This window comes from Flavonifractor sp. An100 (assembly GCF_002161175.1).
Lineage (GTDB): Bacteria > Bacillota > Clostridia > Oscillospirales > Oscillospiraceae > Lawsonibacter.
The window spans coordinates 75,198-88,020 of the sequence record NZ_NFMA01000007.1 but is presented as its reverse complement, the minus strand read 5'-3'; the positions used below and the strand labels follow the sequence as shown (position 1 = coordinate 88,020).

Annotated in this window: 10 protein-coding genes; 5 read left to right on the top strand and 5 right to left on the bottom strand. The window is 60.1% G+C overall.

All coding sequences use genetic code 11. The features are described 5' to 3' along the window. Nucleotides 1-53: 53 nt before the first annotated feature. Nucleotides 54-971 carry a CorA family divalent cation transporter gene (locus B5E43_RS05925; protein ID WP_087394579.1) on the bottom strand — a complete coding sequence of 306 codons (918 nt, stop codon included), beginning with the start codon at nt 969-971 and terminating at the stop codon, nt 54-56. 104 nt (nt 972-1,075) lie between these two features. Here B5E43_RS05925 and B5E43_RS05920 point away from each other — a divergent pair, with 104 nt between their 5' ends. Next, nucleotides 1,076-1,639 carry a prolyl-tRNA synthetase associated domain-containing protein gene (locus B5E43_RS05920; protein WP_087394577.1) on the top strand — a complete coding sequence of 188 codons (564 nt, stop codon included), beginning with the start codon at nt 1,076-1,078 and terminating at the stop codon, nt 1,637-1,639. A 52-nt stretch (nt 1,640-1,691) separates the two neighbouring features. On the opposite strand, the gene B5E43_RS05915 is transcribed toward B5E43_RS05920, so the two are convergent. From B5E43_RS05915 to B5E43_RS05905, 3 genes are all read right to left on the bottom strand, one after another. Beyond that, entirely contained in the window at nt 1,692-2,396 is a 705-nt protein-coding gene (locus tag B5E43_RS05915; protein WP_087394575.1) for a coenzyme F420-0:L-glutamate ligase, read from the bottom strand. Nucleotides 2,397-2,526: 130 nt separating this feature from the next. Beyond that, entirely contained in the window at nt 2,527-3,816 is a 1,290-nt protein-coding gene (gene mtaB, locus B5E43_RS05910; protein ID WP_087394574.1) for a tRNA (N(6)-L-threonylcarbamoyladenosine(37)-C(2))-methylthiotransferase MtaB, read from the bottom strand. Between the two features lie 10 nt (nt 3,817-3,826). Further along, a complete protein-coding gene (locus tag B5E43_RS05905) occupies nt 3,827-5,305 on the bottom strand; it encodes an AAA family ATPase (RefSeq protein ID WP_087394572.1) in 1,479 nt (492 codons plus the stop codon). A gap of 208 nt (nt 5,306-5,513) precedes the next feature. Here B5E43_RS05905 and B5E43_RS05900 point away from each other — a divergent pair, with 208 nt between their 5' ends. Together B5E43_RS05900 and B5E43_RS05895 are read left to right on the top strand one after the other, a co-directional pair. Then, on the top strand, nt 5,514-6,557 hold the full coding sequence (locus B5E43_RS05900; protein WP_158098975.1) for an SH3 domain-containing protein: 1,044 nt from the start codon (nt 5,514-5,516) through the stop codon (nt 6,555-6,557). 355 nt (nt 6,558-6,912) lie between these two features. Further along, complete coding sequence (locus B5E43_RS05895; protein ID WP_087394568.1) at nt 6,913-9,414, top strand: S-layer homology domain-containing protein; 2,502 nt, start codon at nt 6,913-6,915, stop codon at nt 9,412-9,414. 83 nt (nt 9,415-9,497) lie between these two features. On the opposite strand, the gene B5E43_RS05890 is transcribed toward B5E43_RS05895, so the two are convergent. Next, a complete protein-coding gene (locus B5E43_RS05890; protein ID WP_143382957.1) occupies nt 9,498-10,058 on the bottom strand; it encodes a hypothetical protein in 561 nt (186 codons plus the stop codon). A 225-nt stretch (nt 10,059-10,283) separates the two neighbouring features. Between B5E43_RS05890 and B5E43_RS05885 the strand changes: the two genes are divergently transcribed. Together B5E43_RS05885 and B5E43_RS05880 are read left to right on the top strand one after the other, a co-directional pair. Beyond that, the gene (locus B5E43_RS05885; protein WP_087394564.1) at nt 10,284-11,663 is read left to right on the top strand and encodes an undecaprenyl-phosphate glucose phosphotransferase; all 1,380 of its coding nucleotides are present in this window, start codon (nt 10,284-10,286) and stop codon (nt 11,661-11,663) included. 15 nt (nt 11,664-11,678) lie between these two features. Next, a complete protein-coding gene (locus B5E43_RS05880; protein ID WP_087394562.1) occupies nt 11,679-12,809 on the top strand; it encodes a glycosyltransferase in 1,131 nt (376 codons plus the stop codon). The last annotated feature ends 14 nt before the right edge of the window (nt 12,810-12,823 follow it).

The following is a 12,823-nucleotide window of genomic DNA, read 5'->3' as shown; positions in this document are numbered from 1 at the left end:
CTATAACAGCACAGGGCCCCCGGCCAGACGGCCGGGGGCCCTGTTTTCCCATTTTACCAGAACTTTTTCTTCTTCATAATCCACAGGCTGAGCAGTACGATGATCAGGCTGGCCGCGATCACCGCCGGATAGCCGTACCGCCAGGTCAGCTCGGGCATACCGGAGAAGTTCATGCCGTACCAGCCCACCAGCAGGGACAGGGGGAGGAAAATGGTGGTGACGATGGTCAGAATCTTCATGATCCGGTTCTGGCGGATGTCGATCTCCGCCTGGAAGAGGGACTGCAATTGCAGGCAATATTCCCGCAGCAGCTGGGATTCCTCCCGAAGACGGATCACCCGGTCCTCAAACATGCGGAACAGCCGCTGCTCCCCCTCATCAAAAAAGCCATTTTCATTTTCCCGCAGGGTGCAGGCTACATCGTCCAGCTGGGAGTAGTAGCGGAACCAGGCCATGGCCTGCCGGCGCAGCCGGGACATGGTGTCATTGAAGTCCTCCAGCTCCCCCGCCAACACCTGCTCCTCCAGGGCCTGGGCCCGGTCCTCGATCTCCTCCAGGTGGTGCAGGTCCTTGGCAATCAGGCGCTCCAGCAGGGCGCAGAAGAACCGGCCTACACCTCCCTGGGGCCAGGGCGGCTCCTGGGTCAGCTGCTTGAGGTGGGTGAGGATGGCCCCTGTGTCATCCACCAGCACCGCCCGATCTCCGGTGAGCAGGTAGCCCATGGCGATGGGAACCCCCTCCTTGGTGGTCCGGGGCAGCACCAGAGTGCCGGATAGGCAGTCCCGGCGCACCTCCGCCTTACACACCCGGGCGTCCCGGGCGGCGGGGGTGTGGTGGAGCACGCCCGCTAGGCCGGGAAGAGCATTGGCCTGGGCCAGCTCCTCAGAGGTGAGCACCAGTACCCCGGGTGTGCCCGGAGCAGGGGGATGGTCCAGAGGCAGTAATCTCTGTGTAATGGCATAAAAACGCATGCAATAACCTCCCGGCGCCGGGTTGTTCCCGGCTTGGACTGTACATTTTTGTGGGAACGTGGTATGCTGAGACACATGAAATTCACAAAAGACAGGTGAACGCTATGAACATCGACCACACCCTGTATCAGGGCCGCCCCCAGGACAAGCGCATCCCCCAGGAGGAAGCCATTTACGACCGGTTGGACCAGCTGTCCATCCCCTTTGCCCGGGTGGATCACGACCACGCCGACACCATGGAGGACTGCCTGAAGATTGAGTCCGTGTTGGGGGCCAAGATCTGTAAAAACCTCTTCTTGTGCAACCGCCAGCAGACCCAGTTCTATCTGCTGATGATGCCGGGCGATAAACCCTTCAAGACCAAATACCTCTCTGCCCAGCTGGGCTGTGCCCGGCTGTCCTTTGCCGACGAGGGGCATATGGAGCAGTATCTCCAGACCATCCCAGGTTCTGTGTCTGCCCTGGAGCTGCTCTTTGACCGGGAGGGGGCAGTGCAGCTGGTCATCGACCGGGACCTGATGAAGGACGACTTCATCAGTGGCCACCCGGGGATCTCCACCTCCACCCTGCGCCTTGCCCGGGAGGACCTGCTGCGTTATGTCCAGGCGGTGGGACACGAGCCCATCTACATCGACCTTCCCGACCCCCGGCAGGAGGAACATTCATAACAAAAACCGGCGCTCCGGCTTAGGTTGGCGGGAGCGCCGGTTTTTTATCTTCTTATGCCCGACGGATGATGCCCATGGGGGTGCACTCGCTGGACTGGCCCAGAGGGTTGTCCCCCAGAATCTTGGCCAGTTGGGCCATAGAGGGCTCCTTTTCCGAGAAACCAAGGATGTTGGCCCCCAGGTCGTTGATGTCCACAATGGCCACGGGGTGGCCTAGGACCTGGGCCAGCTTCTTGGAGGTGCCCATGGGGTCGGCGGGGGTGAGGACCACGTAGTGGTCATAGGGCGGGATGGTGCCCTCGGTGGGGCCGTCGATGCCCCGGGCCTTGGGGCCGGCCACGAGGTAGAACCAGCCCTTCTGTCCCAGCAGCTTGCCGATGACGCTGCAGAAGGCGGCGAAGAGGATGCGCAGGGTGCCGCACTCCTGGAGGGCCATCTCCATGGTCTCGGGGATGCCCAGGCCGATGCCCGCCGGGGTCTTGGTGACGTAGCGGCTGAGGGTGACGGCCAGCTTGCGGGGCTTGATGTCCTCCATGGGGATGGCCCGGCTCTGGGTGCAGGCCACCGCCTTTTCTGAGATAAACAGGATGTCGCCCTCCTGCATCTGGTCCTTGGGGTACTTCAAAACCACATCAGCCATGTCGTCGTCCTTGGTGATGAGGTGGGTTTTCACTGGGATGCGCAGGTAGTCCACACCGTCCACGGTGCGGAGAAGCTGCTTGCCCGGATTGGCAGTATAATTGGGTTCCTGGCTCATTGGTGATGCGCTCCTCTCAAGTAAAACCGGGGCTCATGGGCTCTCCGGCGGGTCTGCATTTGGCAACAGCTGTTATATCACAGCTTTTCTGGTTTTGCAACCAAAAATACAGCAAATATGGGCAAATATCTCAGGTTAAGGTCCCAACCAGGCTCTGCCCCTCCACCCGGTCCAGACGGACGGAGCGCAGCTGGTTGTGGAGGTCCTCCCCGCTGGGTACCCCCACCAGGGTGTAATGGGTGGTGTGGCCCCACCACAGCCCCTCCCGCTCCTCCTCAAAGAGGACGGAGACGGTCTCCCCCACCCAACTGGCCAGGTAGGTCTCCTCCATCCCGGCGGCCAGCCGGGCGGCCCGGTGGGAGCGCTCCTCCTTGACGGCGGCGGTCACCTGGCCGGGCATGGAGGCCGCCGGAGTGCCGGGGCGGCGGGAATAGGGGAAGATGTGCATGGCAGAGAAGGCGCACCGGCCAATAAAGTCCAGAGTTTGCTGAAATTCCTCCTCCGTCTCCCCCGGGAAGCCCACGATGAGGTCGGTGGTGATGGCCGGGCGGTCAAAGTGCTCCCGCAGCAGCTGGACGCTCTCCCAGTAGCGCTGGGTGCCGTACTTCCGGCGCATGCGCTGCAAAACGGTGTCGCAGCCCGACTGGAGGGAGAGGTGGAAGTGGGGGCACAGGTTGCCAAGCTCCCGGGCCCGGCGGCAAAAGTCCTCCGTGATGGTCCGGGGTTCCAGAGAACCCAGGCGGATCCGGCACTGGGGGGCCGCCTGGCACACCCCTTCGATCAGGTCAAGGAGGGAGGAGCCGTCCCTCCACTCCTGGCCCCAGGAGGAGATTTCAATGCCGGTGAGCACCAGCTCCCGGTAGCCCTCCTCCGCCAGATGTTTGGCCTGGCGCCGGGCTTCCTCCAGGGGGAGGGAGCGGATGGGGCCCCGGGCGTAGGGGATGATGCAGTAGGAGCAGAAGTTGACACAGCCGTCCTGGACCTTCAGCATGCACCGGGTGCGGCCCTCCAGCCCTCCGGCGGGGAGCACCTCAAAGGTGCGCCGCTCCAGGGCGTTGTCCAGGGCGGTGACGGGCTGGCGCTCCTTCCAGGTCCGCTCCAACAGCTCTACAAAGCCCAGCCGGTCCCCAGTGCCCGACACCAGGTCCACCCCCAGGCCGTCCATGTCGCCGGGGTGGGTCTGGGGGTAGCAGCCGCACACGGCGATCACGCCGTCCGGGGCCATTTTTCGGGCCCGGCGGATCACCTGGCGGGACTTCTTGTCACTCACCGCCGTGACGCTACAGGTGTTAATGACGTAGGCGTCGGCCTCCCCCTCGAAGGGGACCAGGGTATGACCCCGCTGGGTAAATAGCTGCTCCAGCGCCTGGGTTTCATATTGATTGACCTTGCAGCCCAAGGTATAACAGGCAATTCTCATAAAACCTTCCTTATTGTACCCCTTCCCCGCCCGGGGTGGGTTCCTCCGTCAGGTCTCCGGGCAGCAGCTCCATGAGCTGCTCCTTGGTGGGGTTGTCCAGCCCGGCCACCCGGTCACACTGGCGGGCCACCGCCTTCTCAAAGAGGTTGCGCACCTCCCGGGCGTTGCCGAAGTTCTCGTCCCGCTTTTGGTAGAGCTCCTGTAGCACGCCCTGGGCGGCCTCCTCCCCGGAGGGGGTCAGGGTATATCCGTTCTTTTTGCACATGGAGCGGAAAATGTCCATCAGCTGATCCTGGTCGTAGTCCTCAAAGAAGAAATACTTATTGAACCGGGACTCCAAACCAGGGTTTGCATGGATGAACTTCTCCATCAGCTGGGTGTACCCCGCCACGATGACGATCAGGTCGTCCCGGTGGTCCTCCATGTTCTTCAGCAGCACTTCGATGGCCTCCCGGCCAAAGTCGTTGCCGCTGTCCTGGTTGACCAGGGCGTAGGCCTCGTCGATGAACAACACGCCCCCAATGGCCTTCTGCACCGCCTCTTGGGTTTTCAGGGCGGTCTGGCCTACAAAGCCGGCCACCAGGCCCGACCGGTCCACCTCCACCAGCTGCCCCTTGCTCAGTACGCCGATGGCGTGGTAAATTTTGGCCAGCAGCCGGGCCACGGTGGTCTTGCCGGTGCCCGGGTTGCCCATAAAGACCAGGTGGAGGGACATGGGAGGGACGGGGAGCCCCGCCTCCTGGCGCAGGCGGCGCACCTTTACCAGGTTGATGAGGCTCTTGACGTCCTTTTTCACCTTCTCCAGCCCGCACAGCCCGTCCAGTTCCGCCAGCAGCTCCTCTAACGTGGGCTCCGGCTCCTTCTGGGGCTGGTCGGCTTCCTGTTTGTCCTTTCCCAGGTTCGGGTGAACCGCTGTGGAGGTGCCGGAGGGCCCTTTGGGCTCGGGAGCGGGAGGGGCGCTGCGACGGGGGACAAAGTCTCCGGCATTGAGGGCAGGGCGGTCAGATTTCAGGCCATCCCGGTCACACAGGGCCAGGAGAGTGTCGCTGCAGGCGTTGACAAAGCCCGCCTCACTCTCGCTGACCACGTCGTCCACCGCGGCGAAGAGGAGCAGGATGAGGGTAAGCTGATCAGCAAATCGCCGGGCCAGGGTGGTCCCCTTCCTGCGGTCGTACTGGCGCAGGTCGGCAAAGAAGGAGGGGGGCTGGAACAGGTCGAAGCCCGCCACCCCGGTGGCCACCTCCCAGTAGAGGGCAGAGGGGGCGGGATTGCCGGAGGAGTAAATGGCGTTATAAAATTCCACATGGCGGGGCGTGATGGCGCTGGCGTTGTCCGCCTGCCATACCCCCAGCACATACTGGCGCATGTAGCCGTCCACCTGGCGGCTGAAGCTCATGCGCAGAGCCGGGTCGGGAATCAGCTTGCGAAAGGCGGTCACCGCCTCACTGTACTGTTTATGGACCTCGCTGGCGGTCATGGTACCCCTCATGGCGCACCCTCCCATCCTTAATCTAACACCTTATTATACGAAAAAGAGAGGGGGTGGTCAAGGCGGCAGAAAAGTAGACATAAAATTGTGAATATTTTGTTATCTCGACTTTTCTCGTTGACGGGTGAGGAATTTCCTTGTACAATACAAGAATAAAGACCTTCGGCCTCAGGGCCGGTCAAATAGCAAGTAATGTGGAGGAATGACCATGGCTGAACGAAAGACTCCCTCCCGGCGTACCCAGGACAGGCGAAGTGCCCCGGAGCGGCAGGCGCCCTCCCGCCGCGCCTCTTCGGAAAAACAAACGCCCCCCCGCCGCAACGATGTGATCCGCTGCGAGAACTGTGGAGAGGATTACTCTATTACCTATAAGCGCTGCCCCTTCTGCGACGAGCGACCCGGCCGGGGCATCAGCGGACGGCGGGTGGCAGAGGGGGGCTACGGCGCCCCTGTCCACCCGGTGCAGGTGGTGGGATTGGTGATTTCCCTGGTCCTGATTATCGCGGCACTGTTTATTGTGATTAAGTACGTAGGTCCGCTGATTTTTGGGAACAACAGCGCGTCAAGCGCAGGCTCCTCTGTTTCCACCAGCCAGACCGACGCCTCCGGCGCCGACCAGTCCCAGCCGGACAGCTCCTCGTCCGTTTCCTCCGGCAGCCAGACGGGGGAGGGTAGCAGTGCATCGGGCAGCTCGTCCCAGACGGAGCAGCCCCAGGTGACGGTCAACTCCATCTCCCTGAACCGTACCGATATCACTCTGCCGGCCAACGAGCCCTACCAGTTTACCGCCACCGTGGACCCGGCGGGCACAGAGGTGACCTGGAGCAGCAGCGATTCCAGCGTGCTGACGGTGGATGAGGACGGCATTGTGAAAAATGTAAACACCAGCTCCGAGCTGAAAAAGGTCACCATTACGGCCACGGCCGGAGACAAGAGCGCAGAGTGCGTGGTCTACTGTAAGGGCAGCGGGACCAGCGACTCTGGCAGCAGTTCCACCGGCAGCGGGTCGGGCAGCACCACGGGCAACACCACCTCCGGACCTGTGGCGGCCAACACCCCCGGCACCATTGTCAACGCTGGAAACGGTCTGAATGTCCGCTCCGGCCCCGGCTCCACCTATGATAAGGTGGCCAGCATTAAAAACGGCGATCAGATCATCATCCTGGAGGATACCGGCAGCGGCTGGTACAAGATCGACTACGGCGCAGGCGGCGTGGGCTATGTCTCCAGCGACTACGTCTCTGTGGGTTAAATTTCTCGTTTCGGTTGGTTTTTAGGGCCGCCCCAATTTGGGGCGGCCCTTTTTGTTTTAACTAAGGTGGTCTACCAAATGTCTACCAAAAAAACCGCTTAGGCATTGAACAAGAGCATTTCCCAGTTTTGCAAAAATCCCTCCGTCTACCAAATGTCTACCAGCCCTCTATTTTTCGAAAATAGAGGGCTTTTTTCTCTGATTTCCCTGTTTTTCATCCCGTTTTTCCGCCTGTAAGGAGTGTTATACAGGACTAGCGTCCTTAAAACGTTCCTAAAACCTCAAAAAATCCGGGAAAATCCCGGAAAAACAGCCTAAAAAGTTTAGGCTGAAAAACAATAAGGAGGAATTCCGAATGAGAAACCTGAAGCGGGCTCTGAGCCTGGCGATGGCTTCCGTCATGGTCCTGGGCCTGATGGTCGTCGGCACCGGCGCGAGCTACAAGGATGTGTCTTCCGAGGACAACCAGGAAGCCATCGAGGTTCTCCAGAAAGTCGGCATTATGGTCGGCGACGAGAAGGGGAACTTCAATCCGGACCAGAACGTTACCCGTAACGAGATGGCCGTCATTATGTCCAACCTGATGGACTACCGTGTGGCCACCTACTCTGGCACCTCTCCCTTCACCGATGTCCCCTCTTGGGCTGAGCCCTATGTGGCTGCCTGCTACACCAACGGCATCACCTCTGGTATCAGCGCCACCCAGTACGGCGGCGACCAGACCGTGACCACCGCTCAGGCTGCCCTGATGCTGATGAAGGCTCTGGGCTACTTCCAGTATCAGTCCGATTTCGGCGATGACTGGCAGCTGGCTACCGTGAGCCAGGGCAGCAAGATCGACCTGTTCCTGGACGTGGAGTCCGGCGTGCGCGAGGCCATGACTCGTAACGACGTGGCTCAGCTGGTTCTGAACACCCTGAAGTCCGGCATGGTTGAGGCTGACGACGACACCATCAAGGTTGATGCCGGCGATGTGACCGTCGAGGCCGGCAAGGTCACCTACAACTACATCACCAGCGGCGAGAAGTACTCTGGCGCCATCAAGAGCCTGAACGTCTCCGGCAGCCTGGTTAACTCCGGCGAGCGCATCGTGGAGCTGGGCGAGAAGCTGTACCTGGGCGACCTGAAGCTGGACGATGACTCCAGCAACAACTTTGGCGCTCCTGCCAACGAGTGGACCTACAAGTCCGCTGAGATCGGCACCTACGCTAAGGATGCTGATCAGGTGTTTGAGGGCGTTGTGAAGAGCAACGCCATGTACGACGGCGTGGGCAAGAACGTGGCTAAGGACTATACCTGGGTCATCAACCTCAACGGTGAGGAGACCTACACCCAGTCCGGCGACGACAAGGACATGTTCGACAAGGCCGACGTGACCGCCAACAACACCAAGGACCTGAAGGGCACCAGCCGCGGCGCCACCACCTATGTCTACATTGATGACGACGCTGAGAAGGTCATTGTCTGCATCGTGGACTCCTTCGTGGCTGAGATCAACAAGGTTGACGACGGCACCATCACCATCGACGACGACTCCCTGGAGTTCGATGTCGAGGGCTATGACGAGGAGGACATCATCCTCTACACCAAGTCCTATGACGCTGGCACTGACGACTGGACTGTTGAGTCCGTCATCGGCCTGGCTGAGCGCGTTGAGGGCGAGGCCAGCAAGATCAAGGCCAACGACAGCGTCACCATCGACGAGACCACCTACAAGTACAGCAAGACCTTTGCTGACGACAAGCTGACCACCGACTCCGTGGGTCAGAACGTGGCCTTCTACCTGGATGCCCAGGGCAACATCATCATGATGGACGAGGCCACTGAGTCCAACGACTATGCCTATGTCATGGACATCGGCGTGGATAAGGCTACCTTCTCCAAGGGCGACGACGTGTTCTATGCCAAGATGCTGCTGACCGACGGCACCATCCTGTCCAAGGTTGAGATCGACGGCGACACCGCTGAGAAGTATGGCCTGAAGGGTGCTGACGGCAAGGATACTGACGATTACTCCAAGCTGATCAACCAGATCGTTGCCTACTCCAAGGAGGACGACGGCACCTACACCATGAACGTCAAGACCAACGTCACCGACAAGGGCGACGCCGACATGACCAAGAGCGGCACCTCCCGCGTGAAGCTGGCCGGTAAGACCCTGAACGCCGACAAGAACACCGTGTTCATCGTGGCTGACGACATCAGCGATGACGAGTACGATCTGTATGTTGGTTACAACAACGTTCCCGAGATCAGCGCCGCTGGCCTGAACGTGATCGCTTACACCAAGAGCGGCATCGCCAAGGTGGTCGTGGTTGTTGACGAGGGCGCTTCCGTCAAGGGCGCTGCCAAGGACGTGTTCTTCGTGGTTGGCCTGAGCGACGCCAACGAGAAGAAGCCCATCAAGGACTCCTCCGGCACCTACTATGTGTATGACGCCATCGTGGACGGCGAGGTTACCACTCTGAACGTCAAGGCTGACAGCGCTGCTCAGACTGAGCTGTTCAAGCTGGGCGAGAAGGAGATCGGCGTGTACTTCGGCAAGACCGAGAACAGCAAGGGCTTTGTGACCGACGTGGATGCCACTGAGCCTGCCGATGTGAGCGTGATAGACACCTACAAGGGCACCAAGAAGCTGACCTCCGCCGGCATCCTGGGCTTCAACTACAACAAGGGCACCGACGAGTATGACTATCGTCCCTCTGGCGACGACGTGGTCGTGGTCGGCTACTATGACGGCGATGACCTGAGCGTCACCGATGTCAACGGCATCAAGACCGACAAGAACGACAAGACCGTTCTGGTCATTGACGACGGCTCCCTGGTCGCTGTCATGATCGTTGAGGTCGACGGCTAATTCAGATCCTTGATCTGAATGCCGGTCGTAGCTTCGGCAAACCAAAAGCAGCCCCCAATTTTGGGGGCTGCTTTTCTTCATACTTATCGGAAGGCGAAATAGCGGTAATTGCATTCCTCGCTGTTAAAATGGGTGAAGGATATGGATGGCATTTGCAGCGTAAATCCACTGCTGGTCAAACGGAGCCAGTCCGACACAATCTTATTCCGCCATCCCACCGACACAGCGACTTGGGATGAGCTGTCGCCCAACAAAAAGGCATAATTCTGATCTACGCTGCCGCAGTCCATGGAAAAGATCATGACCAGGGAGGGCTGAAATCCCACCGAAATCGTTCTGGTTGCTGCCCCATCCCCGGTGTAGTTCCCCGCTTTGATATAAGCATTGTCCGTGCCATACTTTTTTGCCAGCCCCGCCGTCACCGAAGCCGACAGGCTGTCCAGCGCACTCTGGGCTGCCTTGGTGGCCAGCTGGGTTTTCAGCCCGTCCACCTCCGTTTGCAGGGCCCGGGCCCCCACCTCCTCCGCCAGACTGTGGAGCGCTCCATCCACCCTGCTGTTATCGGCGTTAAATTCCTCCCGGAGTACCTTGTCCTCCGGCTCCCACTGGTTAAGTTGGTAAAAGCTGGTCTGATTGCTTGCCATATGCAGTTCCCCCTTTTTCTTGTGCGGGCCTGTCGCCCCTCTGACCTGGGGAGGAATGACAATTTTGTCAGACGTTTTCATACATTTTTTGGAAATGAAAGGGCAACTATGGGATTTTTCCTCCTTTTTGGATGCCAGAAAAATAGGAGTTGCGGAAAACGTATAAATGTGTAAAAATAGGGTAGACATTGTGGGTATGCCACCCCTGTGTGTGGAGGGTCCCGAATGATTAAAGAAAATCAGAGGCTGTTCAATCAGCTCCACGTGCTCAGTGACGGGGGGCTGGTTTTTGCCGCCGTTTTCCTGGCCCACTGGTGCCGCTTTTCCCTGCTCAGCGGCAAGCCGTCCTTCCCCCTGTCCAGCTACGTCTGGCTGGGGCTGGCCGCCGCTTTGCTGTGCCTTTGCACCTATGGTGTGCTGGGCCTGTACGACTCCTACCGGATCATCCGCCTGGACAAGGAAGCAATCCGGCTGCTCAGCGGCACCCTGCTGGTGACGCTGATCCTCATCACCGCCCTGTTCGTCTTCCGCATTACAGAGATGTCCCGCTGGCTGCTGGTGTTTTTCTGCGGCTGGTGCTACGTCCTGCTGCTGCTCAAGCGGGTCGTCCTGCGCAAGGCACTGCACTACTACCGCCGACAGGGATTTAACCAGAAACACGTCCTGATCGTGGGGGATGGAGCCATGGCAAAGAAGTACGTGGATACCGTCCGCCGGGACCGAAACCTGGGCTTTACCGTGACGGGCTATGTGGCCGACCGCACAGGCTGGCGGGATGTGAAGCGGCTGGGAGGCTATGACCAGCTGGAGGCAATCTTAGAGAAGGCGGCCCCCGATGAGGTGGTCGTGGCCATGGGGGCGGAGGACTACCGGCTTACCGGCAAGGTGATCACCCTGTGCGAAAAGACGGGGACCAAGCTCTCCCTCATCCCCGACTACGCCCCCTACATGCCATCCAATCCCCAGGTGGACAACATTGATGGTCTACCCCTCATTAACCTGCGGCGCATCCCCCTGGACAACGTGGGCAACGCCTTTCTCAAGCGGGCCATGGACATCTGCGGCTCGCTGGTGCTGATTGTGCTGACCTCCCCCCTGATGCTGGTGGCCGCCGTGGGGGTGAAGCTCTCCTCCCCCGGGCCCATTCTCTTTAAACAGGAGCGTGTGGGACTGAACAAAAAGACCTTTTTCATGTATAAATTCCGGTCTATGCGGGTCAATGCCAAAGAGACCACCGGCTGGAGCCGGAATGTGGACCCGCGGAAGACCCCCTTCGGCTCTCTGCTGCGGAAATTCTCCATTGACGAGCTGCCCCAGTTTTTTAATGTGCTGAAGGGGGACATGAGCTTGGTGGGCCCCCGCCCGGAGGTGCCCTACTTTGTGGAGCAGTTTAAAGAGGACATCCCCCGGTACATGGTCAAGCACCAGGTCCGTCCAGGCATTACCGGCTGGGCCCAGGTCAATGGGCTGCGGGGGGATACCTCCATTCAAAAGCGCATTGAGTATGACCTATATTACATTGAAAACTGGAACCTGTTTTTTGACCTGAAAATTTTGCTGATGACGTTGACTCGGTTTACCAACCGGGAGAAGCTGGTACGATAAGAAAGGAGGAAGGCCATGCGGGTGCTGTTTACCGCCTCTACCCTATCCCACATCCGCAGCTTTCACCTGCCCTATCTGCGGGCCTTTCGGGAGGCGGGCTGGACGGTGGCTGTGGCCTGCGGAGGAGCGCAAGCGCCCCTGCCGGAGGCGGACCAGGTGCTGCCCCTGCCCTTTGAGAAGAAGATGACCGCCCCCTCTAACCTGCGGGCACAGAGACAGCTGCGCCGGTTTTTGGAGGAGAACCCCTGTGACCTCATCTGTACCCACACCTCTCTGGCCGCCTTCTTTACCCGGCGGGCGGTGGCCGGGATGAGAAACCGGCCCAAGGTGGTCAATGTGGCCCACGGCTACCTCTTTGACGACCGGACCCCCGGAGTAAAGCGGCAGATCCTGCTGTGGGCGGAGCGGCTGACGGCGGGCCAGACCGACCTGCTGCTGACCATGAACGCCTACGACCTGGAGGTGGCCCGCCGCTTCCACTTGGGGAAGCGGGTGGCCTTTATTCCGGGCATTGGAGTGGATTTTTCCCGCCTGGATGGGGCGGCAGCCCTGGACCGGAAGCAGGTGCGGGAGGAGCTGGGCTTTGGGGCGGAGGACTTTGTGCTGGTGTATGCCGCTGAGTTCTCCCACCGGAAGAGCCAGGCTGTGCTGATTCGGGGGCTGCAGCGTCTGCCCCAGCGGGTGAAACTGTTGCTTCCCGGACAGGGGGAGCTGTGGGACACCTGCCGGGACCTGGCCCTGTCTCTGGGGCTGGAGGACCGGGTGAGGTTTCCCGGCCAGGTGGGGGATATGGTCCCCCTGTATGCCGCCGCCGACGGGGCGGCGTCCGCCAGCCGGTCGGAGGGACTGCCCTTTAATGTGATGGAGGCCATGTACACAGGGCTGCCAGTGGTGGCCAGTGAGGTAAAGGGACATACCGATCTCATTTGCCCGGAGGAGAACGGCCTGCTGTATCCCTACGGGTCCGAGGAGGGCTTTGCCCAGGCTGTGGAACGGCTGCTGACCCAGCCCGGCTTGGGCGAACGGTTGGGAGCGCGGGCTCGGGAAGGGATGGAGCTCTATCGTCTGGACCGGGTGCTGCCCCAGGTGATGGAATATTACCGCTCCGCCTTGCCGGTGGGGGCGGAGGAAAAAACCATTGTTTAAACGCAAAAGGAGTG

Excerpts from the sequence above, each read along its gene's own strand:
- B5E43_RS05885 (WP_087394564.1), top strand. The coding sequence starts at position 10,284 with ATGATTAAAGAAAATCAGAGGCTGTTCAATCAGCTCCACGTGCTCAGT.
- B5E43_RS05905 (WP_087394572.1), bottom strand. The coding sequence starts at position 5,305 with ATGAGGGGTACCATGACCGCCAGCGAGGTCCATAAACAGTACAGTGAG.
- B5E43_RS05895 (WP_087394568.1), top strand. The coding sequence starts at position 6,913 with ATGAGAAACCTGAAGCGGGCTCTGAGCCTGGCGATGGCTTCCGTCATG.
- B5E43_RS05920 (WP_087394577.1), top strand. The coding sequence starts at position 1,076 with ATGAACATCGACCACACCCTGTATCAGGGCCGCCCCCAGGACAAGCGC.
- B5E43_RS05900 (WP_158098975.1), top strand. The coding sequence starts at position 5,514 with ATGGCTGAACGAAAGACTCCCTCCCGGCGTACCCAGGACAGGCGAAGT.
- B5E43_RS05915 (WP_087394575.1), bottom strand. The coding sequence starts at position 2,396 with ATGAGCCAGGAACCCAATTATACTGCCAATCCGGGCAAGCAGCTTCTC.
- B5E43_RS05880 (WP_087394562.1), top strand. The coding sequence starts at position 11,679 with ATGCGGGTGCTGTTTACCGCCTCTACCCTATCCCACATCCGCAGCTTT.
- B5E43_RS05925 (WP_087394579.1), bottom strand. The coding sequence starts at position 971 with ATGCGTTTTTATGCCATTACACAGAGATTACTGCCTCTGGACCATCCC.
- B5E43_RS05890 (WP_143382957.1), bottom strand. The coding sequence starts at position 10,058 with ATGGCAAGCAATCAGACCAGCTTTTACCAACTTAACCAGTGGGAGCCG.
- mtaB (WP_087394574.1), bottom strand. The coding sequence starts at position 3,816 with ATGAGAATTGCCTGTTATACCTTGGGCTGCAAGGTCAATCAATATGAA.